This window comes from Sorangium sp. So ce204 (genome assembly GCF_051526795.1).
GTDB lineage: Bacteria > Myxococcota_A > Polyangia > Polyangiales > Polyangiaceae > Sorangium > Sorangium cellulosum_B.
Genome location: NZ_CP150317.1, coordinates 2698989 through 2721235, shown reverse-complemented (window position 1 = coordinate 2721235; position 22247 = coordinate 2698989). Strand labels below are relative to the sequence as shown.

General features: G+C 70.9%; 24 protein-coding genes. 14 read left to right on the top strand and 10 right to left on the bottom strand.

Annotation, left to right across the window (positions count from 1 at the left end; all coding sequences use genetic code 11):
• The first annotated feature begins 737 nt into the window (after positions 1–737).
• A complete protein-coding gene (locus tag WMF22_RS10375; protein WP_438035626.1) occupies positions 738–2039 on the top strand; it encodes an alpha/beta hydrolase in 1302 nt (433 codons plus the stop codon).
• Between the two features lie 77 nt (positions 2040–2116).
• Here WMF22_RS10375 and WMF22_RS10370 read toward each other — a convergent pair whose 3' ends face one another.
• The 6 genes from WMF22_RS10370 to WMF22_RS10345 all read right to left on the bottom strand — a co-directional run bounded on the left by WMF22_RS10370 (position 2117) and on the right by WMF22_RS10345 (position 8652).
• Positions 2117–2728, bottom strand: coding sequence for a hypothetical protein (locus WMF22_RS10370; protein WP_437908309.1), 612 nt, complete (start codon positions 2726–2728; stop codon positions 2117–2119).
• Between the two features lie 68 nt (positions 2729–2796).
• Positions 2797–3819 (bottom strand): TauD/TfdA family dioxygenase, encoded by a 1023-nt coding sequence (locus WMF22_RS10365; protein WP_438035625.1) that lies wholly within the window; start codon positions 3817–3819, stop codon positions 2797–2799.
• 87 nt (positions 3820–3906) lie between these two features.
• A complete protein-coding gene (locus tag WMF22_RS10360; RefSeq protein WP_438035624.1) occupies positions 3907–5331 on the bottom strand; it encodes a hypothetical protein in 1425 nt (474 codons plus the stop codon).
• The gene (locus WMF22_RS10355; protein ID WP_438035623.1) at positions 5315–6355 is read right to left on the bottom strand and encodes a hypothetical protein; all 1041 of its coding nucleotides are present in this window, start codon (positions 6353–6355) and stop codon (positions 5315–5317) included. The genes WMF22_RS10360 and WMF22_RS10355 overlap by 17 nt, the downstream gene beginning before the upstream one ends.
• Positions 6352–7098, bottom strand: coding sequence for a nucleotidyltransferase domain-containing protein (locus WMF22_RS10350; RefSeq protein ID WP_438035622.1), 747 nt, complete (start codon positions 7096–7098; stop codon positions 6352–6354). The genes WMF22_RS10355 and WMF22_RS10350 overlap by 4 nt, the downstream gene beginning before the upstream one ends.
• A gap of 3 nt (positions 7099–7101) precedes the next feature.
• Positions 7102–8652 carry a multinuclear nonheme iron-dependent oxidase gene (locus WMF22_RS10345; protein ID WP_438035621.1) on the bottom strand — a complete coding sequence of 517 codons (1551 nt, stop codon included), beginning with the start codon at positions 8650–8652 and terminating at the stop codon, positions 7102–7104.
• Positions 8653–8753: 101 nt separating this feature from the next.
• On the opposite strand from WMF22_RS10345, the gene WMF22_RS10340 reads away from it, so the two are divergent.
• A complete protein-coding gene (locus WMF22_RS10340; protein WP_437298943.1) occupies positions 8754–9020 on the top strand; it encodes a hypothetical protein in 267 nt (88 codons plus the stop codon).
• Positions 9017–9163, top strand: coding sequence for a hypothetical protein (locus tag WMF22_RS10335; protein WP_438035620.1), 147 nt, complete (start codon positions 9017–9019; stop codon positions 9161–9163). The genes WMF22_RS10340 and WMF22_RS10335 overlap by 4 nt, the downstream gene beginning before the upstream one ends.
• 23 nt (positions 9164–9186) lie before the next feature.
• Here the strand turns inward: WMF22_RS10335 and WMF22_RS10330 are convergent, their stop codons facing one another.
• The gene (locus WMF22_RS10330; protein ID WP_438035619.1) at positions 9187–10110 is read right to left on the bottom strand and encodes a Rieske 2Fe-2S domain-containing protein; all 924 of its coding nucleotides are present in this window, start codon (positions 10108–10110) and stop codon (positions 9187–9189) included.
• Between the two features lie 457 nt (positions 10111–10567).
• Here WMF22_RS10330 and WMF22_RS10325 point away from each other — a divergent pair, with 457 nt between their 5' ends.
• On the top strand, positions 10568–11455 hold the full coding sequence (locus WMF22_RS10325; protein WP_438035618.1) for a hypothetical protein: 888 nt from the start codon (positions 10568–10570) through the stop codon (positions 11453–11455).
• Positions 11456–11573: 118 nt separating this feature from the next.
• Here the strand turns inward: WMF22_RS10325 and WMF22_RS10320 are convergent, their stop codons facing one another.
• On the bottom strand, positions 11574–11780 hold the full coding sequence (locus tag WMF22_RS10320) for a hypothetical protein (protein ID WP_437298940.1): 207 nt from the start codon (positions 11778–11780) through the stop codon (positions 11574–11576).
• A 400-nt stretch (positions 11781–12180) separates the two neighbouring features.
• On the opposite strand from WMF22_RS10320, the gene WMF22_RS10315 reads away from it, so the two are divergent.
• Together WMF22_RS10315 and WMF22_RS10310 are read left to right on the top strand one after the other, a co-directional pair.
• Complete coding sequence (locus WMF22_RS10315) at positions 12181–12486, top strand: type II toxin-antitoxin system Phd/YefM family antitoxin (RefSeq protein ID WP_437298939.1); 306 nt, start codon at positions 12181–12183, stop codon at positions 12484–12486.
• The gene (locus tag WMF22_RS10310; RefSeq protein ID WP_437298938.1) at positions 12483–12914 is read left to right on the top strand and encodes a type II toxin-antitoxin system VapC family toxin; all 432 of its coding nucleotides are present in this window, start codon (positions 12483–12485) and stop codon (positions 12912–12914) included. Before WMF22_RS10315 ends, WMF22_RS10310 begins: the two co-directional genes overlap by 4 nt.
• 79 nt (positions 12915–12993) lie before the next feature.
• Here WMF22_RS10310 and WMF22_RS10305 read toward each other — a convergent pair whose 3' ends face one another.
• Entirely contained in the window at positions 12994–13965 is a 972-nt protein-coding gene (locus WMF22_RS10305; RefSeq protein ID WP_438035617.1) for an alpha/beta fold hydrolase, read from the bottom strand.
• Between the two features lie 468 nt (positions 13966–14433).
• Positions 14434–14688, bottom strand: coding sequence for a hypothetical protein (locus WMF22_RS10300; protein WP_437298936.1), 255 nt, complete (start codon positions 14686–14688; stop codon positions 14434–14436).
• Here WMF22_RS10300 and WMF22_RS10295 point away from each other — a divergent pair.
• The 8 genes from WMF22_RS10295 (at position 14687) to WMF22_RS10260 (ending at position 22241) form a co-directional block, all read left to right on the top strand.
• Positions 14687–16099 carry a hypothetical protein gene (locus WMF22_RS10295; RefSeq protein WP_438035616.1) on the top strand — a complete coding sequence of 471 codons (1413 nt, stop codon included), beginning with the start codon at positions 14687–14689 and terminating at the stop codon, positions 16097–16099. The two genes, WMF22_RS10300 and WMF22_RS10295, sit on opposite strands and share 2 nt — an antisense overlap.
• A gap of 299 nt (positions 16100–16398) precedes the next feature.
• Positions 16399–16959, top strand: coding sequence for an NADPH-dependent FMN reductase (locus WMF22_RS10290; RefSeq protein WP_437298934.1), 561 nt, complete (start codon positions 16399–16401; stop codon positions 16957–16959).
• Between the two features lie 247 nt (positions 16960–17206).
• Entirely contained in the window at positions 17207–17881 is a 675-nt protein-coding gene (locus tag WMF22_RS10285) for an RNA polymerase sigma factor (protein WP_438035615.1), read from the top strand.
• A complete protein-coding gene (locus WMF22_RS10280) occupies positions 17865–19136 on the top strand; it encodes a hypothetical protein (protein ID WP_438035614.1) in 1272 nt (423 codons plus the stop codon). The genes WMF22_RS10285 and WMF22_RS10280 overlap by 17 nt, the downstream gene beginning before the upstream one ends.
• Before the next feature lie 146 nt (positions 19137–19282).
• Entirely contained in the window at positions 19283–20551 is a 1269-nt protein-coding gene (locus tag WMF22_RS10275; RefSeq protein WP_438035613.1) for a hypothetical protein, read from the top strand.
• A gap of 750 nt (positions 20552–21301) precedes the next feature.
• Positions 21302–21592 carry an RNA recognition motif domain-containing protein gene (locus WMF22_RS10270; RefSeq protein ID WP_437298930.1) on the top strand — a complete coding sequence of 97 codons (291 nt, stop codon included), beginning with the start codon at positions 21302–21304 and terminating at the stop codon, positions 21590–21592.
• A 107-nt stretch (positions 21593–21699) separates the two neighbouring features.
• On the top strand, positions 21700–21882 hold the full coding sequence (locus WMF22_RS10265) for a hypothetical protein (RefSeq protein WP_437298929.1): 183 nt from the start codon (positions 21700–21702) through the stop codon (positions 21880–21882).
• A gap of 218 nt (positions 21883–22100) precedes the next feature.
• Positions 22101–22241, top strand: a complete 141-nt coding sequence (locus WMF22_RS10260; protein WP_157906575.1) for a hypothetical protein — start codon at positions 22101–22103, stop codon at positions 22239–22241.
• Positions 22242–22247 lie beyond the last annotated feature (6 nt).

Sequence of the window (22247 nt, the reverse complement as noted above, 5' to 3'; positions counted from 1 at the left end):
CCAGACTGGGATCGGAAATCGCCCCGAAGTCCCACGGGCGGCAACCGGCAGCATACACCTGGAGGGGCACCTCTCGAAGGACAAGATCTCCCTTGACGACGAGATCATCGCTGGCAGCGCGGAACGTCTCCCCCCTGCCTGCCATGTCTTCGTCCCCCGCTCCGAATTCAGTTAGTTAGACTGCCTAACAAAACCGGATCGAGCCAGGCGGCCGACGGAGGGTGCAGCGCCAGGCGCGACGAGGAGCCCTGCTGATGTAGGGCGACGAGGAACAACGACGAGGAGCAACGACGCGACGCACACGCCGTCGGCCGCCCGGTGACGGGAGGTCTCGAGAGGCGCTCTTGAGCAAGGGTGGCGAACAACGGACAGACATCAACCTCACGAAGCAGGCGAGAGAGGCGAACCGCGCAAGGCTTCCCGTGCCATTCAACACGTGCGGCGTGACTGCACCATGAGAACGTTCACACGCGGCGCTTGACATTCGAACCGCGTTTGGATTCTCTAGTCGCTCGGATCGCGTTTGGATTCCCTCGCCCTGTTGCTCCTCGGAACGCCTGAAGCGTAGTTTTGCATGCCCGCTGCCGCGTGGTGCGCGACCCGTGCGTCGGCACGTGCCGCTTGCCCGGGACACCACGGTGACAATGCAAGTGCGCCAATGCGCTTGTAGCGCGGGCCATGGAACTAGCGCGGGCCATGGAACTCGATTTTGAATTTCACGCACGTTGGAGGTCCTCATGCCCTTGAAGAACTGGCCTGCCGTCTTTTCGCTCGCGGTCATCTCTGCCCTCCCCGCCGCGGCGTACGCCAGCGACCCCGCGAATCTTCCCCTTCCGCCCAGGGGCTTCGATGCCAGGGACAACAGCATTCCCCATGGGAAGGTGGACGTCTCCGTCAGCTATCCGACCCGAAACTACGGAATGCGGAAGGTGACGGTTTACACGCCGCCGGGGTACTCGACGGACAAGAAATATCCTGTCGTCTATCTGCATCACGGGATCGGCGGCAATGAGGTTTCCTGGATCGGCCAGGGGAGCAACGAAGGCAATGCCGACAACATCATGGACTATCTGTACTCGAAGCAGATGGCCAAGCCCATGATCGTCGTGATGCCCAGCGGCAAGATGGACGGAGGGGACGATTTCGCGCGCTTCGCGAACTTCGGGGACGTCCTGCTCAACGACCTGATCCCCTGGGTCGAAAAGACGTATTCCGCCGCCACCGATGCCGATTTGCGGGCCATCTCCGGCCTGTCGATGGGCGGGGGGCAGACCTTCAACTTCGGGTTCCCCAACACCGATGTGTTCCATTACATCGGACCGTATTCGGCTGCGCCCAATACCCAGCAGCCAAGTCAGACCATCAAGGATGTGGCTGCGGTCAAGAAGAACGTGAAGCTCATCTTCATCTCTTGCGGCAGCGCAGACAACCTGATCAACAATAGCAGGAATTATCACGACTTCCTGGATCAGAACAACATCGACCATATTTACCAGATCGAGGCGAACGAAGGTCATACCAAGACCGTCTGGAACCGCAGCTTTTACAACTTCGCCCAGCGCATCTTCCTCGATGAGGGCACGACGAGCGGCGGTGGGGAGGGCGGGGCCGGTGGGGCGGGTGAGACCGCGGGCAGCGGCGGTAGCGCAGGGGACGGGAGCGGGAACGGAAGCGGCGGCAGCGCAGGGGATGGGAGCGGGAGCGGCGGCAGCGCAGGGGATGGGAGCGGAAGCGGCGCGGGCGCAGGGGACGGGAGCGGGAGCGGCGCGGGCGCAGGGGACGGGAGCGGGAGCGGGAGCGGCGGGGGCGTGCCCGGAGGTGATGCCGTCACGACAGGCGGTTCCACAGCGAATGGCGGGCAGGGTTCGAGCAGCGCGAGCGGCGGCACCGACCAGGCTACGCCTGTGACGGAAGACGGTGGCTGCAGCGTCTCGGTCCCCGGGTCCGAACCCGGAACGCCGCCTTGGCGCTTCGGGATCCATCTTGCGGCGATCGGAGCCATGCTCTTCAGAGCGCGAGCAAGACGCAATCGCGGCTGAGCGGCCGAGCGTCGCTCCGGAACCTGCGCTTTCCAGGCAGCTTCAACCCGGTCTGTCGCTCTACCGCGAGCAGGCCTCTACTCCGGCCAGACCTCGATCCAGACGAACAGCACCTGTCCGGCGGCCTGGTTGTCGACCGCCACCGGATAGACCGTGCGCGCTCGGAGCGCCTCGACGAGGTGACCGTGGTGGATCGCGAACCGCCCGATGAAGTCGTCGTTCACGAGATCCCTGTCGATGAGCTCACCGCTCAGGTGCACATCCGGCGTGAGCGGCACGCGGTACCAGGTCGGCGGGCCGTTCCATCCGGGCGTGCAGGTGTCGCGTTGCCCCGGGCGATCCAGCGCGCGCCTCCCCAGCGATCGGCCGCCCACGAACAGCTCCGCCGAGCCGAAGGGCTCCGGCGGCTCGGTCCCCGCCCCCGCCGCCTCCGCCGCGAAGCCGGCCACGCTGGCGGCCGCCGCGACAGGGTGCTTCGTGCGGAGCAGGCCGCCGATGGCGGTGAGCGCCTCCGCCGGGACCGCGCCCATGCCGTCCCATTGACGGCCGTCCGCCTTGGCCGGGCTGATGACCGCGCCGTCGATGGAGATGCGGACATGCGCCGGCAGCGGCGGCGCCGCCGGCTTGCACGCCGCGCAGCCAAGGGCGATCCCGCACAGCGCGGCCGCTCCGAGAGGACGTGACGCCATGCCTCGAGAGCGTATCCCGGCGGCCGCGGCGCACCAACGTCCTCGGTCGCGCGCGGGCGGCCGTGGGGTCACCCGCGGCTCGTCCGCACGATCGCCTCCGCCAGCGCGCCGTCGTCCGCGCCCTCGGCGTCGCCCGAGAGCGCCTCCTCCGCGGCGGCGAGCGCCGCGTCGCGGAGGCGGTAGAGCTCGGGCTCGGGGATGCGCTCGCGCGCTGCGAGGACGCCCGGCGGGACGCCGCGCAGCATCTCCAGGACCAGGCCGAGGCGGCGGCGGGCCTCGAGCGGCGGCGGCGCGTCGAGGCCGAGCCGCCGCCGCGTGGCCCGCGGCGCTCCGGCGAGGCGGCGCGCGGCGGCCCCGGCGACCTCCGCGGCGAGCGCGTCGTACGCCGGCGGCGACGGGAGCCGCGCCTCCGTCCAGACGAGCAGCCGCACGAACTCGCGCGCCCCCTCGAACGCCCGCCGGCCGTGCAGCATGCGCCGGTTGTCGACGACCAGGATGTCCGCCGGGCCGAGCGACAGCTCGATCACCTCGCCTCGCGACGCCTCGACGAAGCGCGCGAGGCGCGCGGCGATCGCGTCCCCCGGCGGCACGAACGGCGCGTGCGTGAGCGCGAGCGCGCCGCCGCGGAGCGACACGGTGGGCCCGAAGAAGTCGCCGAAGACGAACGGGATGCGCCTGTACACCGTGAAGAGCGCGCGGAAGAGCTCGGGCTCGGCGCGCTCGATCGCCGAGAGCAGCGGCCAGCCGTCGAGCAGGAGGCAGCCGCCGCCGTGTTGCGCCGGCCTGACGCAGGCCATGATCTGCACCGCCGGAGGCGCGCCCGCGAAGCACTGGCTGTCGGTGTGGAGCGGCGCCGCCGCGGAGCTCGCGGCGAACGACCTGCCGCCCGGCACGGCCTTGATCGGCTGCCGCTCCACCAGGAGCGGCCTTGCCCCGAGGAGCCGCTCGGCGAAGCTCCACGGCGCCCGCGCGGCCTCCTCCGGCGCCAGCGCCGCGTCGCCGCGGAGGACCGAGAAGCCGCGCGCCGCGAGCTCGCCGAAGAGCCTCGCCGGGCCGCCCTCCGGCCCGGGCCAGATCCATCGCTCGCTCATGGGCGCGCTCCGCGAGGGCGCTCGAAGGGGGAAATCATCATGCTTATCCAGCATATACAGACCCGCTGATCGCGCCGTCCGTTCCGCTCACGCATCGAGGAAGCGGGCCTCCCGGAAGCCGGCCCGGAGCAGGTCGCGCGGGATGGGCACGATCCGGAGCAACGGCGCGCCCTCGGGCACCTCGATCGGCGCCCCGAGCCGGCGCACGTGGAACACCGCCGGGGTCGCGAAGAAGGCGTCGGTCGCGACCACGCCGCGCATCACGTCGTAGCCGTCGCCGTTGACGCCGTCGAGCAGGCTCGACCAGCCCGGCGGCGTCCGGGTGAAGGCCCAGGGCTTCACGAAGAAGTGCGGCTCGCCCGGCGGATGCGGCGTGAAGTACTTCGTCAGGTACCAGAGCGCCCCGCGGTTCGCGGCGAGGAAAGCGTCGCCGAAGGTCCGCGCGAACGCGCGCTCCACCGCGGCCGCCCCGTCGGCGAGGCGCGGCGCGTCCGGCGCGACGGCGAGCGTGTGCCCGTCGAACGTCGCGCGGAACGGGACGGCGTTCCTCACCACGATCGACGCGAGCCGCCGAGCACCCCCGCGCCAGGGGACCGGATCCGGCCCGGCCGCGGTCGTGACCTCGGTCACCTCGGTGATCTCGGGCGCCGCCGGCCCGGCGACGACCAGCCGCACGCGCGCCGGCCCTGCGCTCGCCTCGCGCGTGCTTCCCACGCGCGTGCTCTCCTCGCCCGCGCCCTCCCCGCCCGTGCTCCCCTCGCCCGCGCTCGCGTTCCGCCCACCCGCAGTGCCCCCGACGAGCCGCCGGTACTTGCGGGTCACCTGGCCCTTCTTCACCGCGAAGTACTTCGCGTCGTAGAACTCCGCGTGCGCCCGCCCCACCTCGGGCGCGTCCGCGAGCGAGCACGCCTCGATCTGCACGTCGGGGAGCACGGGCGCGATGCAGCCGATCTCCCCCTCGATCTGCAGCCGCTGCGGGGCCTCGTCGCGGACGCGCAGCTCGACCACCAGCGGGACGAACGCGCCGTCGTCGGCGAGGTATGCCTCGCTCACCTCGATCAGCGCGTTCCGGCGGTTGGCTGCCCCCGCGACGCGCAGCCACAGGCCCGGGTCGGGGCGCACCAGGAGCCCCGTCCACAGGCGCAGGCGGGGCGGCCCCAGCCCCTTGCGGCACGTCCAGGCGAGGCCGCCTCGCAGCGCCCGGTGCCACGCCCCTTCCGGCGCCAGGAAGCCCTGCGAGACCAGCCGGGTCAGCGCGGCGCGGTGGGCGCGGGCGAGCGCCTCGCGGTGCTCGCCCGCCGGCTCGGCGCGGAGCGACCCGAGGCGCCGCCGCACCTCGATCGGCCGCGCCAGCGTGATCTGGAGCCCGAACGCGTTGCCCTCGAGCAGCGGTACGCACGCCTTCGCCACCCGGAGCGGCACCGCGCCGTCGAGATCGCCGGTGCGCCGGGTGAGCCGGCACAGGCCGAGGGCGTCGAGCACCTCGAAGCGGGCGTCACCCGCCGCAGCCACCACCACCGCCGCAGCCGCCGCCCCCGCCGCAGCCGCCGCCGCCCCCGCAGCTCGACGAGCTGCAGCTCGATCCGCCGGACGAGCCGCCCCCCGTCGTGACCGGGGGGGGCGGGGTCATCGCGTAGACCATCGGCCCGAAGAGCGGCGACATCGCGAGCGCCGCCGTGCCGCTCGCGGCGACCGTCAGGCCGATGTCCACCGCCTCCCGGCGGCGGCCGCTCGCGACGTCGGAGCGGAGCGAGACGGTCGAGTCGTCGAGCCACCGGAGGTAGTCCGACTTCATGGTGCTGTAGGCGCTCGCGGTCCGCGCCACGATCCACGTGGCGACGAGCAGCGCGATCATCTCCACCACCAGGAACGCGTAGGGCCGGTCGAGCTCCTCCGCGCGGATGGCGCGGATCAGCCCCACGCCGAGCAGGCCGGCGCCGACCGCCCACACGACGGCCGAGAGGGCCGTCATCGTCCCCCGCGGGCGGAGCATCCCCGCGGCGGCGAGATCGAGGCGGATCTCCTGCTCGAAGCGGGCCGCGATCTGGTCGGCGGAGGTGCGCACCTGCTCGATCGAGAGCGTCACCGTCTGCTGGCCGTGCGCGCCCCTCGACGAGAGCGAGCTGAAGAACGCCGCGAGCACCCGGTCCGGCGGGGGCGAGCCGACCAGGAGGTGCAGCGCCTGCGGCGCGTCCTTCGCGTCCCCCGCGGGGACGAGCCAGCCCGCGCCCATCGCGACCGCGATCAGCGTGGCGGCGACGCCCTTGTTCCCGTCGCGGAGGTACGCGATCGCCCAGTACTCGTCCGGCTGAGGGATCCATCCCGCCGAGAGCCGCTGCCGCCACGCCGGTGAGCGGTACGACGCGCCCCCCGCGGGGACGCTCGCCTGCCCCGCTCGATCCAGGGAGGCGCCGACCGCGCTGCGCACCAGGATGGCGACGACGAGGCCAGAGACCGAGAGCGCCAGATAGAAGAGCAGGAACGCCGGCCCCGACGCCATGTTGAACGGGAAGAAGTCGAAGATCTCGTGGATCATCGCGCCGCCTCCGGGTGCTCCAGCCGGTCGACGTCGTCGACCGCGCGCGCGAGCAGCTCCGCCAGCGCCGCGTAGGCCGGGCCCGGCGCCTCGTGGACGCGCTTCAGCGGGGCCACGTCGACGCCGAGGAGCTTGCCCGCTCCGGCGAGCACCGTGCCCAGATCGTCGCCGCCCTCGATCCCGTGCAGGCCGAGCAGGGCGTGGAGCGGGCCGCGGATCTGCTTCACCTTGCGGGAGACCGCCCCCTTCAAGGCGTCGTCCGCGCCCATCCCGTCCACCACCGCGCGCCGGAAGCGGATCTGCGCCTCGCGCAGCTCCTGCTCGACGCGCAGGCGGCGGTTCTTGCCGTCGATCACGAGCGACGAGAACGGGTCGCTGCCGGAGAGCAGCACGTGGCACCGGCGGATGTCGTCGTAGAGCAGCGGGAACACGTCCGCGGCCCGCGGGATCTCGGCGGCGGTGAGGATCATCGCCTCGATGCGGGCCGCGTAGCGCGCGATCTGGAGCGCGTTGGCGATCGCGTCGAGGCTCTGGCGGGAGGCTTCCTTGAGCACCACCATCAGATCGACGTCGCTCTGCCCGTCTCGGTAGCCGCCGCGCGCCGCGCTCCCGTACAGGAGCAGGCACGAAAGCTCGTCGCCGAGCGTCCGTTCGAGGCTCTCCTTGAGCTCGACGAGCCGCGCCTGCACCGGCGCCGGCAACCTGGAGACGGCGCTCCCCGTGGCGATGGATCCATCGTTCATGGTCTACCTTCGCGGCTCGATGAGCCGGACCTCGGCGCTCGAGCCAATCCCCTTGATCGCCCAGACTACCCGACCTCCCGGCAGCCGCTCTCGCCGAATGAACGGCAGGAGCCTGGGCCTGACGCTCCCGTCGCCCGCGGGCCCGACGAAGCGGGCGCGGAGCAGCAGGCGGTCGACGATCGCCTCGGGCGCGAGCCGGGCGTCGTCCGCCGCCGCCTCGGCGATGCGGAGCGCGTCGGCGACCGCCGTGAGGCGCGGGGCCCGCGGCGACGCCTCGACGCACCGGGCCCCGAGGCGCGCGGCCGCCTCGCGGTGAGACGAGAGCCGCGGCAAGAGCGGGAGCGCGTCGTCGACGCGCTTGCGCTGGAGGATCGCGCGCGACCGGGCGACGTCCTCGGCGTCGAACGGAGCCACGGCCTCCGGCCGCGGATCGACGGGTGAGGTGAGCAGCTCGGCCACGCGGGCCTGGACCTCGGCGAGCGCCGACGCCTCGGAAGGTGAAACATCAGGAGAATTTTGCAGCAAGGTGACACGAGAGGTGGGCAACCCCGGTCGGGTCGGCGCCAACGTGGGTTCGGCCGGTGTGGGCCCGGCCAACGTGGGTCGGGTCGCGGCCAACGTCGGTCGGGTCAGTCGGGTCAACGTCGGTCGGGTCGCGGCCAACGTCGGTCGGGTCGCGGCCAACGTCGGTCGGGTCAACGTCGGTCGGGTCGGCGCGGACCGGACGATCGCCCTCGCGGTCGCGATCTCGGCCGCGAGCGCGGCAAAGGGCGGGAAATCACCGTCGCGCTCGAAGAGGATCGGGAGCGGCCCGATGCGAGCGACGACCTGGGCCAGCAGGTCGAACACCGGCGCGGGGACCGGATGGGCATGCGTGTCGAAGTAGAAGCCGTGCTCCACGACGCCCCCGGCGATGTGGATCATCGCCACGCGCTCGAGCGGGTAGGAACCGACGAGCTCCCCGGGATCGACGCCGGCGTTGACGGCGTTCGCGTAGACGTTGCCGACGTCGAGGAGCAGATCGCACCCGGTGCGGGCGACGACCTCGGCATAGAAGTCCCCCTCCCCGAGGGCGTCGCCCGGGAACCGCAGCGTGCACGCCGCGTTCTCGAGCAGCAGGGGGATGTCCGGGAGCGCCCGCCGGGCGGCGGCGACGTTCTTCGCGACAGCGCGCGCCGCCTCGAGCGTGTACGGCAGGGCGGTGAGGTGGCCGATCTCCCGGCCGCCGCCGCGCACGAACGCGACGTGCTCGCTCACGACCGGGGCCGAGAGCTCCCGGCAGAGCGCCCCGAGGCGGCGCGCGCGATCCATGTCGATGCCCGAGGCGCTGCCGAGCGAGAGCTTCACGCCGTGGGGCACCACCGGCCAGATGCGCGCGATGGCCGAGGCCTCGCGCCGCGCGGCCGGGCTCGCGAAGCAGGCCTCGGCGACGACCTCGACGAAGTCCACCGCGCCGGGCGCGGCCAGCAAGTCGGCGGCGAGCTCGGGGCGGAATCCAACGCCGACGACGCCGACGGCGCCGGAGAGGGGCGATCTGGGGGCGGGCACGAGCACGCGGGGACCTGCCTCAGTCTGCCCTCGCGGAGGGATCCGGAACAGAGGCCATCGGGATCGGCTGGAAGTCGAGCTCACCCGAGATGCGAGAGGCAGCACCCATGCGCGTGGCGATCCTCGACGACTACCAGGGCGTGGCGCTCCGGATGGCCGACTGGCGGAGCCTCCACCCTGCGGCGGAGGAGCAGGCCTTCACCGACCACCTCGACGACCTCGAGGCCCTGGCCGCGCGGCTGCGCCCCTTCCAGGCCGTGGTGCTGATGCGCGAGCGCACGCCGTTCCCGCGCGCGCTGTTCGAGAGGCTCACGTCTTCGAGCCCGAGCCGCTGCCCGCGGATCACCCGCTGCTCGCGCTCGACAACACGGTGAGCACGCCGCACCTCGGCGTTGTCACCGAGGAGGGCTATCGCCTGGTCTATGGCCAGGCGGTCGAGGACCTCCGCGCCTTCCTCGATGGCAAGGTGCTGCGGCCCTTGAACCAGCTCCCGGTCGATGTGGCCCCGCTCGGATAGAGGCCGCCGCCGCGCCCCGCGCGTCAGAGGAACTGGCTGCTCCACTTGCGGAACGTCATGATGCCCTTCTCCCCGGCGCACAGGACGGGCTGAGCGCGGTAGATCTTGTTCTCCCAGATCGGGATGTCCTCCTCGATCTGCCGGCAGACCTCCGCCGCCACGGCCTGGCCAAGGCGCTGCGCGCCGTCGTTGCGCAGCCAGAAGGCGACGCGGATGTCGACGAGCTCGTCGTCGATCGGGGTGACCGTGTTCACGAAGAGGAGCTCGACGATGCCGGTGAAGCGGATCGTCCCGTACCCCATGCCGTGGCCTTCCCAGGTGATCGTGCCGTCGACCACCTGCCCTCCCGGGCCCTTCTGCTTCACCGCCGACCTGGATCGGATGATGTGGCCCTCGATCTCGATCTCGGTCCGGGGCGGCACCAGCATGCCGTGCACCGTCACGAAGTGGGCCGGATCCACGATGTTCTCGAGGTTCTCCTGGATGTGCGTCCGGACCCTCCAGCGCTTGCTCAGCCTCGGGGACCACTCCGTCGAGCGCGCCTCGGCGAGCGGCGGGATCTCGAAGGCGGGGGGCTCGCCGCCGAGCGCGTGGTGGACAAGGATCAGGCCGTCGAGCTCCCGCACCTCCCAGGCGCGGGTCTTCGCTTTCGGCGGGATCGTGTCCGCGTAAGGGATGTGCACGCACTTCCCTTCGCCGGAGATCACCCATCCGTGGAACGGGCACCGGATGCCGCCCTGCTCGACGCGGCCCCCCACCCCGAGGTGCGCGCCCATGTGAGGGCAGTGGGCGTCGAGGACCCTGGCCTGTCCGTCCTGCGTCCGGAACAGCACCAGATCCTGCCCGAAGCAGCGGAGCGAAATGGGCCCGCCCGTGGACAGCTCGTCCGAGGTGGCGACCTGGAACCAGCCTCGGGGGAAGGGCTGCAGAGGGATTCGCGCGCTCACGTGGGTCTCCTCGGCTCAGCGTCTGTCGGGGCCGCCCGCGCGCTCGTGCAGCGCCGGGCGGAGGGGCCTCATCATGCCGGTGATCGCGGCATGAGAACGTCACTCTACCAGCAAACCTCGCAGGCGTGAGCGCGCCGAGGCACTGGCACGCTCCCTCGCCGCGCGAGGCGCGCCTGGCGAGCAGCCGGGCGGCCGGGCGCGAGCTGCTGGGCATCCGGGGCGGGTGGTGGCGTACTTCCCCTGCCCTGCCGGAATGAAGGAACCGTCAAGACGCCAGAAGACGCCAAAAGACGCCAAAAGACGCCAAATTTTTTATATTTTTCTTGGCGTCTTCTGGCGGTTCAAAGCCCCACCTTCGGCCAAAGTACACCACCACCCGTGGGCGAGCTACGCTCGCGCCGGAAGGAGCGCAGCACGCTGATGGCCCCCATGCTCGGCGCAGTGTAGGCTCGGCCACGTGTCAGGATCGCGTTGGGCTCGCCGCGCGAGGAGGGCGACGCAGGCCGTCGTCGCAGCGGCGGGGCTCGCGCTGCTCGCGCTGCGCTACGTGATCCCTGCCCTGATGATGCAGGCGCATCCCATCGGGTCGACGGCGTCGCCCTACGGATATGTCGAGTACGTGCCGCCGGAGCCGGGGCCGCGCCCGCTCCTGCTCGTGCTGCACGGCGGGGGCAGCCGCGGTGATGGTACGCACCCGCGCGCCATCATCCACCGCCTGCCCCCGCTGCGTTATCTGGCGCGCGCGCGCCTGTTCGGCATGTCGTCCCCGCTCGTCGACGCCGGCGTGCTGATCGCCGCACCGCAGTCGCCCGGCGAATGGGACCCGACGAAGATCGACGCTTTCCTCGACCACCTGCTCGCAACGCACGAGATCGATCGCGACCGCATCTATGTCACCGGTCCGAGCATGGGTGGATGCGGAACCTGGCGCTACGCCGCTATGCATCCGGAGCGGCTGGCGGCGGCGCTCCCCATCTGCGGCGCTTGCCCGCAGGCGGGTGAGCTCGCGGCGGGTCTGCGCACGCTGCCGGTGCGCGCGTTCCACGCGTTCGACGACGAGATCGTGCCGAACTACATGTCCGCGACCTGGGTATCCGCCATCGCGGCGCTGCGGGGCGCCCCGGCCGGCAATCCGATGCTGAGCTATCCGCCGGGGTCCGATTCGACCGCGGTGTTCGATGGCGGCCAGGTCGTCTGGCGTCCCGGCACCGGCGCGTCCGCGGACGAGGCGCTCACGCTCACCGAGTTCGCGCGCGGCGGGCACGCCGTGTTCATCGATGTCTATGCCGAGGATGGGACCTGGCGCTGGCTCTTTGCGCAGCGCCGCGGCGCTCGTGCGCAATGAACGCACGGCGGGCATCGAGCCGTCACGCCCGGCCCCCGCCGCGGCGGCCGAAAACGGCCCGGCACCGGCCACGAGCGGCCGCAGGATCCGGCGCTCACCGCCCGCGGCTCGTCCCCTGTCAACAAGCCGCCGAGAGCTGGTCCAGCCCCTCTTCCACGCCGATGACGGGCGTATCGCCGAGCTCGGCGCGGGCGCGGTCGATCTTCACGGTCACCGAATGCGACATCATGGCGACGGCGAAGCGGGTCATCGGCGGCGCCCGGCGGACGCCGAGGAGGCGCCATGCGCCCTCGATCGCGGCCGCGAGCGGGACGACGGTGGTCATGCCGCCGGGTTCGTTCGCGGCGAGCACGCGCCGCTCCGCCTCTGCCTTCGTCTCCGAGTACAGGAAGCGTTACCTCTCGGGATAAGGGTGCGTCAGCCCGATCAGCCGACCGTGGACTGTCTCCTCGACGTGCGCGCCGAGATCGTCACACGGAGGGCGAACAAGCCGCAAGCTGTCCGGTGCGCCGTGTGCGGGGGCATAATCGCCCTTATCTCCGGTCTGGCAGCACGCGCATGCAGGCTGACAGCACACGCGCGTGAACCCCTGCGCCGACTCGCTGGTCGCAAGCCACGTATCGTCGGCAGCATCGTCGGAGGGAGTTCTCCGGCGCCAAGACCGGTCCTGACGCCGAGCTGCGCGACCCGAGCGAGGACCAGAGCCATCCCGCCCGGTTGCACGAATGTACATATTGGTGTACATCTATGGAATGGCGCATCGCTACTCCGTCGCAGAAGCTCGGGCCCATCTCCCCTCCATCATCGAGCAAGCGGAAGCGGGTGAAGTCGTCGAGCTCACCCGGAGAGGTCGCCCCGTGGCGGTCGTCCTGTCCCGGGAGGAGTTCGACCGGCTGCGCTCGGATCGACCGAGCTTCGGCGACGCGTACCGTGCATTCCGGAAGAGGCACGACCTCGCGGAGGTGGGCCTGGAGCGCGACTTCGCCGCGTCCGTTCGCGACCGTTCGCCGGGTCGACAGGTCAAGCTGTGAGCCCGCGCTTCTTGCTCGACACCTCCACGATCTCGGAGCCGATGAAGCAGGCGCCCGACGAGGCGATGCTCGCGAAGATCGAGGCCCACGCGCACGAGAGCGCGCTCGCCGCCCCCGTGTGGCACGAGCTGTGGTACGGCTGTCGGCTCCTGCCCTCAGGCAAGCGGCGCACGGCGCTGGAGGCGTACCTGCGCGAGGTCGTTTACCTGTCTTTTCCCATCCTGCCGTACGATGCCGCGGCCTCGGCATGGCATGCCGACGAGCGCGCTCGGCTCGATGGAAAGGGAACGTCGGCACCGTTCGTGGACGGCCAAATCGCCGCCATCGCGAAGAGCAACGACCTGATCCTGGTAACGGTGAATACCCGAGATTTTCGGCGATTTCAGGGCCTGCCGATCGAGAACTGGTCGAGCAGAAAGAAGCAATAGGCGCCGAGTTATCGTATCGACAGCGAAGGCAGGTGCCGCCGCGCAGCCCCGCGCGACAGCCGCTCAGGGATGGCGCAGCTCAGCCGAGGAAGTCGAGGACATCCTCGTTGAACTTCTCGGGGTTCTCGAGCCACATGAAGTGGCTGCCCCCCTCGTCCGCGCCGAAGAGGATGAGCTCGGCGCCGGGGATCTGGTCGGCGACCCACTGCTGGGAGATGGGGTTGAAGATGCTCGCCTCTCCGCCGACGACGAGCGTGGGCACGTCGATCCGCGGGATCACGTCCCTCCAGTCCTGCTCGGCCTGGTCCACGAGCAGCTTGGCGGCGTACTCGCGCGGGAGCTTCAGGTTCTGCTCGACGACCAGGGCGAGCTGATCCGCCGGGTAGCCGGCGGTGAACATGGTGGCCACGAGCCCGTAGGTCGTGGCGATCCCGTCGGGCCCGCGCAGCGCGGCGGCCGTCTCGTGGAGCGACTGCGGGGTGAACAGGGCCCCCGCCTCGACCGCCTCTTCCGGGGACCAGTCGGGCCAGGCCGTCATCGCCGGGCCCACGTCGACGAGGATCAGCCGGTCCAGAGCGCGACCCCCGTAGTTGTCCCAGTAGCCGTAGAGCGCGCCGCACCCCATCGAGTGACCGAGCACGGAGAGGTGCTTGAACCTCATCCCGGAGATGAATTCGTGAAGATCCCTGCTGAAGCGGGCCATGCGGTAGCCGTGCTCGGGCTTCTCCGACGCGCCATGTCCGCGCCAGTCGAGCGCGAAGACATGGTGGTGCCGCGAGAAGGCGAGGATCTGCGCCCTGTACAGCGCGGCCGACTGGGACCACCCGTGCAGGAGCAGCAGCGGCCTCCCCCTCCCCGCCTCCAGGTAGCTGAGGGCGACCCCGTCGCTCGTCATGAAGGTCCCGGAGCGGATGCGCGGCGCCGCCGACGCCTCGCCACCGAGCAAGCTCGTGGCGGCCAGCCCCGCGCCGAGGCCCACGGCCTGCTTCAGCACCTGGCGGCGGGTACGGGTCGAGCTGGACGAAGGTGCTCCTTGCTTCTTGTCGGTCATGGCTCTTGATCTCCACTGCCGGCCGCGCGCGCGAGGCTGCCCCTCGATCACGCGCTGCCACGGCCAAAAGGAAGAGTCTCGACGCGACCGCGGCGATCGCCAGGATTGACGATCATCTCGACCGCGCCGCCGAGCAGATTGTTCACGAACGGACCAAGGCCGCAAGTAAATACAAATGACAAACGGCTCAAGCAAATCTCCGACGCCGGGGCGTGTCTACGCAGGATACAGGCCGCGCGGCGCCGCGATCGCGACGGCGCGCGCCGTGTCATGCATGAATCGGACGCACTACATCGGAGGGAGGTGGCTTGAGATCGCCTGCCAGGAATCGCCTTGATCTTCCGGGGTCCGCCTGCGCGCAACGAAGCTCACCGCGCTGGCACCGCGCCCCAAACTCGAGCGGTAGCGTCGCGCGCCCCGTGACATGTCACGTCCCGGCGTGACGTGTCACGGTCGCGGCGTGACATGTCACGGTCGTGGCGCGAAGAGCATCGCGGTCGCCCCCGAGGCGGCAGCAGAGCCCTGGCCCTGCGCGCTGAATGGAAAGCGCCTTCGTCGGTCGATGTTTCCGGCATCCGCGACGCGCGGCGCCCCGAGCGGGTCCGCCAAGGCACCAGCGCCGCCGAGGAGAGCCACGGCCGGCACGGCCGTTGCTGACGTTGACGTCGCCGACGACAGTTCAGAAAGCGGATTGACCGGCGCTTCCACGGTATTCTGAGCCATGCAACACGACCTCCTTGCCAGTCTCGCGGCGCGCGCCGTGCCATTCTTCTTCTCCCTTTCGGCCCTCTCGGCGAGCTGCTCTCGCGGCGCGCCGGAGCCTCCGAGCGTCGACGGCACCGGCGGCACCGGCGGACATCCGGCGACCGCTGACGCGACCCAGGGCAGCACGCACGGGTCCGGGACTGCAGGCGAGGCGACGACCGGCGCCGGCGTCCCGGGTGACGCTGGCCCGGACGCTCCCCCTGATGCGCCTCAAGATCCAGGCGACAGCACCTGGAGAGCCACGGGTTGGCTCGAGAGGTGCCAGATCGACGTCGCCGACGAGCCCGGCAAGGCGCTGCCGTCCTTGCGCTGGGAGCAGTGCCCGGGGAACGCTCCGGGCTGCACGTCGCTCGTCGTCGACTGGGACGCCGGCAAGTATCCATGGACCGCCTCGCCGACCGTCGTTCGATGGGGCGACGGCTACCGCGTCGGGCTGTATTTCGAGTACCGGGGTGAGCGACGGACCGGCGTCTACGACGCCGACGGGACACCGCTCGCCGCATGGCGCTTCAAGGACCTCGAGCCGACCGTGCCCGAGGCCGACCCGACACAGGAGTACTGCCTACCGACGGTGCCCAGCGTCGGTCATGAGCGGGTCTGGCTCGGCGCGCTGAGGGCGGGCGTCGAGGCGCCCGGCTCGGCCTACCTCGTCTCCGGCTACGACGCGCTCGCCACCGCGAGCCAACCCATCCCGGTCGACGCGCTGAGCCAGGGCCTCCACACGAGCGACGACACCCTCGCGCTCTCGGGGCCCGGGCCCGGCACCGTCAACATCTACGACAGGATCAGCGGCCAGGCCAAGAGGTTCGGTCGCCAGTCAGGCAACGGCGCGCCATCCTTCCGCCAGATGGTTCCAGTCGGCGATCATGCGCTCGGCCTGGCGACCCTCGAAGACGCCACGTCCGAGGGGTGGATCTGGAGCCGCCAGACCCACACCATCGAACCGCTGCTCCGGGCGGAGTCGCCTCGGGTCATCGCCGACATCAAGAGCGACGGCCAGACGCTCGTGTGGCTGGAGGCGGAGCCCTACTCCGACGACGGGCTCTACGGGGCGTCCAGCCTCTGGACCAGCCCCTTCGCGGCGACGAAGGCGGCTCTCGCTCCGAAGGAGCGCCGGCCGGGCCCTATCATCGGATACCCCATCTCGGCCGCCGGGGAAGGCTTCTATGCCGTCTACGCGATCGGCGAGAAGGTGATCCACGTCTACCGCCTGTCCGACGCCCATCACTGGTCGTTCACGACGCCGCCCGAGCTCTTCGACATCCAGAACATCGCTCACGTGGACTCCCGCGAGGTCTGGGTCTGGGTCCCGGGCGGCATCGTGCGCCAGGCGATCTCGGAGCTCGGCGCCGGCGATCCCGCCCCGTGATGTCCGCCCCCCACCCACGGGACGAGCCTGGACGATAACGAGGCAAGTCCCAGGCGGGGTCCGCCCGCCCGTACCAGGGCGCACCCCCCTGGCGCCTGCGGCCGCGCAAGCGGCGGTGCGGGTCCAGCGATCGCGCGCTCCCGCGACACCTGGCTGGCGGGAAGCCTGCCTGGCTGGTAGTAGCCTCGAGCTGGTAGCAACCTCGTGAGCCCCCTCCTCTCCGCCGCGGCGTCGTGGGCATGCGCATCACGCCGCCCGTTGGCTCGAGCGGAGCGGGGCTATTGCCTTGGAGAGCAGACATGTTGAAGGTGGCGATCATCCTGGGGAGCACGCGGCCGGGCCGCAACGGCGAGGCCGTCGCGAAGTGGGTGCACGACCTGGCGACGAAGAAGGGCGGCGCCGACTACGAGCTCGTCGATATCAAGGATTTCGACCTGCCGTTGCTCGACGAGCCGGCGCCCCCGTCGATGGGACAGTACACGAAGCCTCACACCAAGGCGTGGGCGGCGAAGATCGATTCGTTCGACGCCTTCGTGTTCGTCACGCCGGAGTACAACCACGGCACCTCGGGCGCGCTCAAGAACGCGATCGATTACCTGTACAAGGAGTGGAACAACAAGGCGGCTGGCTTCGTGAGCTACGGCAGCGCGGGCGGCTCGCGCGCCGTCGAGCACCTCCGGCTCGTGATGGCCGAGCTCCAGATCGCGGACGTGCGCTCGCAGGTCATGCTCTCTCTGTTCGACGACTTCGAAAATTTCAGCGTGTTCAAGCCCCGCCCCCGCCACGAGAAGTCCGCCTTCGCCTTGCTCGATCAGCTGCTCGCGTGGGCCGGCGCGATGAAGACGCTGCGCGCCGGGTGAGCAACGCGCGCCCGCGCAGCCTCGAGGGCCCGACGCCGCCGATCCGCAGCGGTTCTCGTGACGTTCGCCGATTCTACCGCGGACGTTGCAGGAGGGTACCAGGAGAACCCCGTGGAGGGGAAATCGCCGCCTGAGGCCGCCGAGAGGAAACCAGCGCCGACCTCGATTGTGTAGGGTGTCAGATGGCGCAGCTCGTGGTCGGCTCGTGGGGCTTCACGGCGGACGGGACCCTCGCTGGGAGGCGCCGGTGAACCTCGCCGCGCGACCTCATTTCGAGGGCCAGACCCGGGCGGAGGAGCTGCTCCCCCCTCCGGGGGACGGAGGCCGGAGCGCTCCGCCGGACGACATCGCCGTGCCTTCGGAGCGGAAGCTCCCCCCCGCCGTGACGCAGCGCTCCGGCGAAGAGGCGCTGGAGCTCGGCGCGCTCTACCGCAACCACCATCGCCTGGTGTACCGCCTCGCGCTCCGTTACGGCCGCGGCAACGTGGCCTGGGCAGAGGACGTGACGCAGGACGTCTTTCTCGACCTGATGAAGGCGCTCGACACCCTGACCGAGCGAGACAACCTCGAGGGGTGGCTGTACCGGACGACCTCGAATCGCTGCCTGAACCGCCTGCGCCGGGACCGATTCCTGGCGCTCCCCCCCATCCGCTGGCTGCTCGGGCAACGCGAGGGCGAGCGCAGCCCCCTCGATGAAGTGACGATCGCGCGCGACGATCTGCGCCGCGCGCTCGAGACGCTGGGCACGCTGCCTCCCAAAGAACAGGTCGCTTTCTCGATGTTTTATCTCGACGGCAAGGAGCAGGAGGAGATCGGGAAGATACTCGGCCACTCCAAGGGATACGTTTGCAAGCTGATTCAAAAGGCGGTTGCGCAGCTCCGCGATGCCGGATGGGAGGTGGGCCATGACGCGAAACCGTGATCTGCTCGCGTTGCTGCGCGAGGTGGACGAGCAGCTCGCCGCGGTGAAGCCGTCCCCTCGGCTCGAGGCGCGCCTCGTCGCGGAGCTCGACCGGCGCGGGCGGCGGCCTTTCATGGCCGGGAGCGGGGGGCGCTCGCTCGTGCTGGCGCTGGGCGCCAGCGCGAGCGTCGTCGCCCTCGGCACCGCGCTCCAGGGCCTGACACCCGGCTCGATCTTCACAGAGCGCCCCGTCGAGCCAGCGATCGAGCGCGCGGGTGATCCGACTCCCGCGGACGCCGGGCTCCTGGAGCGCACGCCGGCCCACGGCCCGACAGCGCCGCCTCCCCGGATCCGCGCCCCGCTCCTCCAGGAACCTCCCCGCCGGCTCGCTCCGGCGCCGCCCGTGCCGCGCAGCGCCGTGCCGCCGCGGGACGCGAACGACACCCCAGGGCTCCTGGACGACAGCGGGCTCCCTGTCGACCGCGCCTCGCCTCCGCCGGCGCGCGGGCGCGTCGAGCCGCTGACCCCTCCGCAGACGCTGGGCCGGAGGTGGGCCGACGGCCCGGAAGGGCTATCTCCTCTCGCGCAGCGCGGGCCTCACGCCGCGCTGCGCCGAGGCGCCGGAGGCGTCCCCGCGGAAGCGGCAGCGCACGAGGGCGAGAGCGGAGAAGGCACCCGTGCCCCGGACGCCGAAGGACCCGCGACCGAAGATCCGGTGGCCCCGCGGGACGAGGCGCTCTGCCGGACGGCGGACGTGTTGCGGCGTGAGGCCAGGGCGCAGTGCGAGGCGCAAGGCCTCATCGTCGCGGACCTGACGCTGCTCGATCCCTGCGATCACGGGGGCTACCTCGACGCCGAGTACACGTGCGGGAAGATGGCGCTGACCACGTGCTGGAAAGGGGTGCTCGGCGACGGCGTCACGTGCTTCGACACGACGTATGTCAAGGACGAGGTCTGGACGATGTGCAGGGACAGGGGCACGGAGCTCCGCTCCCTCGAGCAGGAGCAGCCTGACCGGGACTGCGGTGACCACGAGACGACCAGGGTCTACTACGAGTGCTGCCCCCCGGGGGATCCGCTGCCTTCGCCGTCGTGCTGGACGAGCGAGATGGACTTCGGTGAGGCGTGCCAGCCGTACGAGAGGCTGGATGCCGAGGCCACGGCGCTCTGCAGCGGCAAGGGCCACTATCTCTTCCGTCGCGTGTTCGGGGACAAACACGTCGCCTGCACCGACGCCACGGCCACGAGCCTGAGCTACACGTGCTGCCCCTTCTGAGCGCGAAATCGCCCGCCCGAGGAAACCGCCGGCCCCGTCGCGGTTGATAGATGGAGAGCGACACGACGGAGAGGGCGCGCTGACCCGAGCTCGAGCGGCGCGTTCGGAGCTGTCCGGCGCAACGCCGGCTTTCACGGAGGATCACGATGCGGACTTCCCTTGCGATAGGTCTATTGCTCAGCGTCTCGATATCCAGTCTCCTCGTCGGCTCCGGGTGCACCATCACCCTGGCGGCGGATCCCGATCCACCAGCGGGCTCGACGGGCGGGGAAGGCGGGAACGGCGGGGACGCGAATCAAGGGACGGGCGGCGGGGAGGACCCGGGGTCGGAGGGCGGCGGGGGACGTTTGCCTCCCCCCCCGCCCTCGGCGTGCTGGCTCGGGGACATGGGCGACGGGTTCACGTGCCACGACACGGCCACGCTCCGGGATCACGCCCAGGCGAGGTGCGCGAGGATGGGCGCGGAGCTCGCGAGCTTCGTGAGCGACACCCTCAACCCGAGCTGCGCCGAGCACGAGAGCAGCGAGGTGGTCTTCGAGTGCTGCGGCGGCGAGCCGCCGCCTCCGCCGCCGCCGAACTCGTGCTGGAAGGGCGAGCTGGGGAACGGGGCCTCCTGCATCGACATGGGCGCCATCAAGGATCGGGCCTACGCGATGTGCGTGAGCGCGGGCGCCCGGCTCACCTGGCTCGACGCCCTGCCGGACCCCGGGCGCTGCGGTCCGAACGAGGCCACCAAGGCCACCTTCGAGTGCTGCGGCGGCGAGCCGCCGCCCCCTCCGCCGCGCGCGTGCTGGAAGGGCGAGCTGGGCGATCGCAGATCCTGCGTCGACCCCTCCGCGCTCAAGGACCAGGCCTATGCGGCGTGCTCGCGCTCGGCCGCAGACCTCACCTTCTTCGATTACGAGCGGAACAACCCGAGCTGCGCGGCCCACGAGACCACCTGGGGTTACTTCGAGTGCTGCGGTAACGAGCCTCCTCCTCCTCCGCCGCCGCCTCCTCCGTCCGGCGCGTGCTGGAAGGGCGAGCTGGGCGATGGCCTCTCCTGCGTCGACCGCACGGCCATGAAGGATCGGGCCTATGCGACGTGCGTGAGCGCAGGCGCCAGGTTCACCTCCTTCACGTACGAGGAGCAAAACCCGCGTTGCACCGGCTACGAGACCAGCAAGGCCTTCTTCGAGTGCTGCGGTAACGAGCCGCCGCCTCCTCCGCCGGAGGCCTGCTGGGGTGGTTCTCTGGGCGACGGCACCTCGTGCATCGACGCGACCGCCCTCAAGGAACGGGCCTACGCCACGTGCGCGAGCGACGGCGCGGAGCTCGCGGCGTTCGACGCCGGAAACGATGGTCGCTGCGCCGCCCACGAGTCGAGCCACGCACAGTTCACTTGCTGCGCCGCGAAGACGCCGCCCCCTCGGTAGCGCCGGCGCGACCGCGCGGAACCCCGGGCGAGCGTTCTCGATCCTCGAGCGCTCGCCGCTGCCGTCGACAGGTCGTGCACCCCGCCAGCGCCGCCGGTGAGCGTACCGAGCGAGCCCATCGGGCCGTGCATACATCCCAGGGTCGTAAGGCCGACAGCGGTCGCTCGGGGTCCACTTCAGGACACGACTCGACGATCACCCACATCGAGCCGATGAGCTGCTCCGATTCCAAGCAGCTCGCTTGTTCGCGGTCGGATGCGTCCGCGGCCTACACGTGAGATTGACGTCCTCGCGCCGGGGGCCGGGCCCGTCCAGCACGCTGCGCGGTCGCGAGGGGCGCGGGCGCCAGGCCCCCCTCAGCTCACGGCGGGCCCTCGCAGGGTCCGGGACCGAGGTGCACGGCGATCGCGGACATGGGCCATTTCGCTCCGATGCAACCTCATTGTTCGCCGGCTGCCTGCGGTCGGCGGCTGGCTCGGCGTCGGAAGACGGAACGGCCCGCTTGCGGACGACGACGCACCGGGCTAGGATGCCCTCCTCACGACCGTCCCTGGCCCTCTATAACGACGCTTTCCCTCTTCCCTCTCTCGTGAGGGAGATTGCAGCTCGCTCGGATGACTGGACGACGCACCGTGTGATCGCGCGGGAGTTCCGCGCCGCACGTCTCCGTTCGATCCGTTACGGCTTCGTCGGATGGCAGGCCGAGAGCGCTGCGGAGCGCACCAGAAAGCCGTAAAAGAGCAGGATGGCATGGGAAATCGTCTCTACGTAGGAAATGTTTCGTTCAGCACCACCCGCGAGACCCTCGAGTCCGCGTTCGCCGCGGCCGGCGAGGTCCGTGAGATCGCGATGCCGACCGACCGCGAGACGGGCCAGCCGCGCGGCTTCGCGTTCGTGACCATGGGCACGGCCCAGGACGCGAACAGCGCCATCTCGCAGCTGAACGGCGCCATGGTCGATGGCCGCGCGCTGAAGGTCAACGAGGCCCAGGAGCGTCCGGCGCGCGGCTTCGGCGGCGGCGGCGGTCGCGACCGGTACTGATCACGGGCGCGGCGTGGCGGCGCTCGTGCGCCGCCACGCCTGCGCACTCAGGACGCACCATGAGGTGCTGAAGAACGCGCCCGGAGGCGCCGAAAGGCCTGTTTCGCATGCAGAGACAAGGAGCATTGAAGCGGCAAAAGGAACGCGAACGGCAAGAGAAGCAGCGCGAGAAAGACGCGAACCGTCTCGCGCGCCGCATGGGAAAGGGCTCCGGCGTCAGCGGGACACCGGGAGAGGATCCGGACATCGCAGGGATCGTCCCGGGGCCTCAGCCTACGGTCACCGAGTGAAGCGCCCAGCGCCGAGCCTGGGCGCCGAGAGCGCCCCGCCAGAGCCAGGAGCCGACGAGGACGGCTCGGCGCAGGCGATCGTGCGGCAACGATTCATCGAGCAGAGCGCAAACGCGCTGGGTCAGGCGTGGGCCAGGCGTTGGCGTCAAGACCTCCATCGAGAAGGCCGCCCCGCCGCCGGCGGATGGCCCGGCACGCTGCGTGAAGCACGAACTCAGGTGGAGATCACCCTTCCCGGGGAGCTGCGCCATCGCAAGATGCCCGCCATCACCGGCGTGGAGCGCGAGCTCGCCGCCCGGACCGCCAACTCGAGCGCGCGGAACGAGTGGCGAAGGCACACCGATCCCGAAATCCCCTAGTCGGGG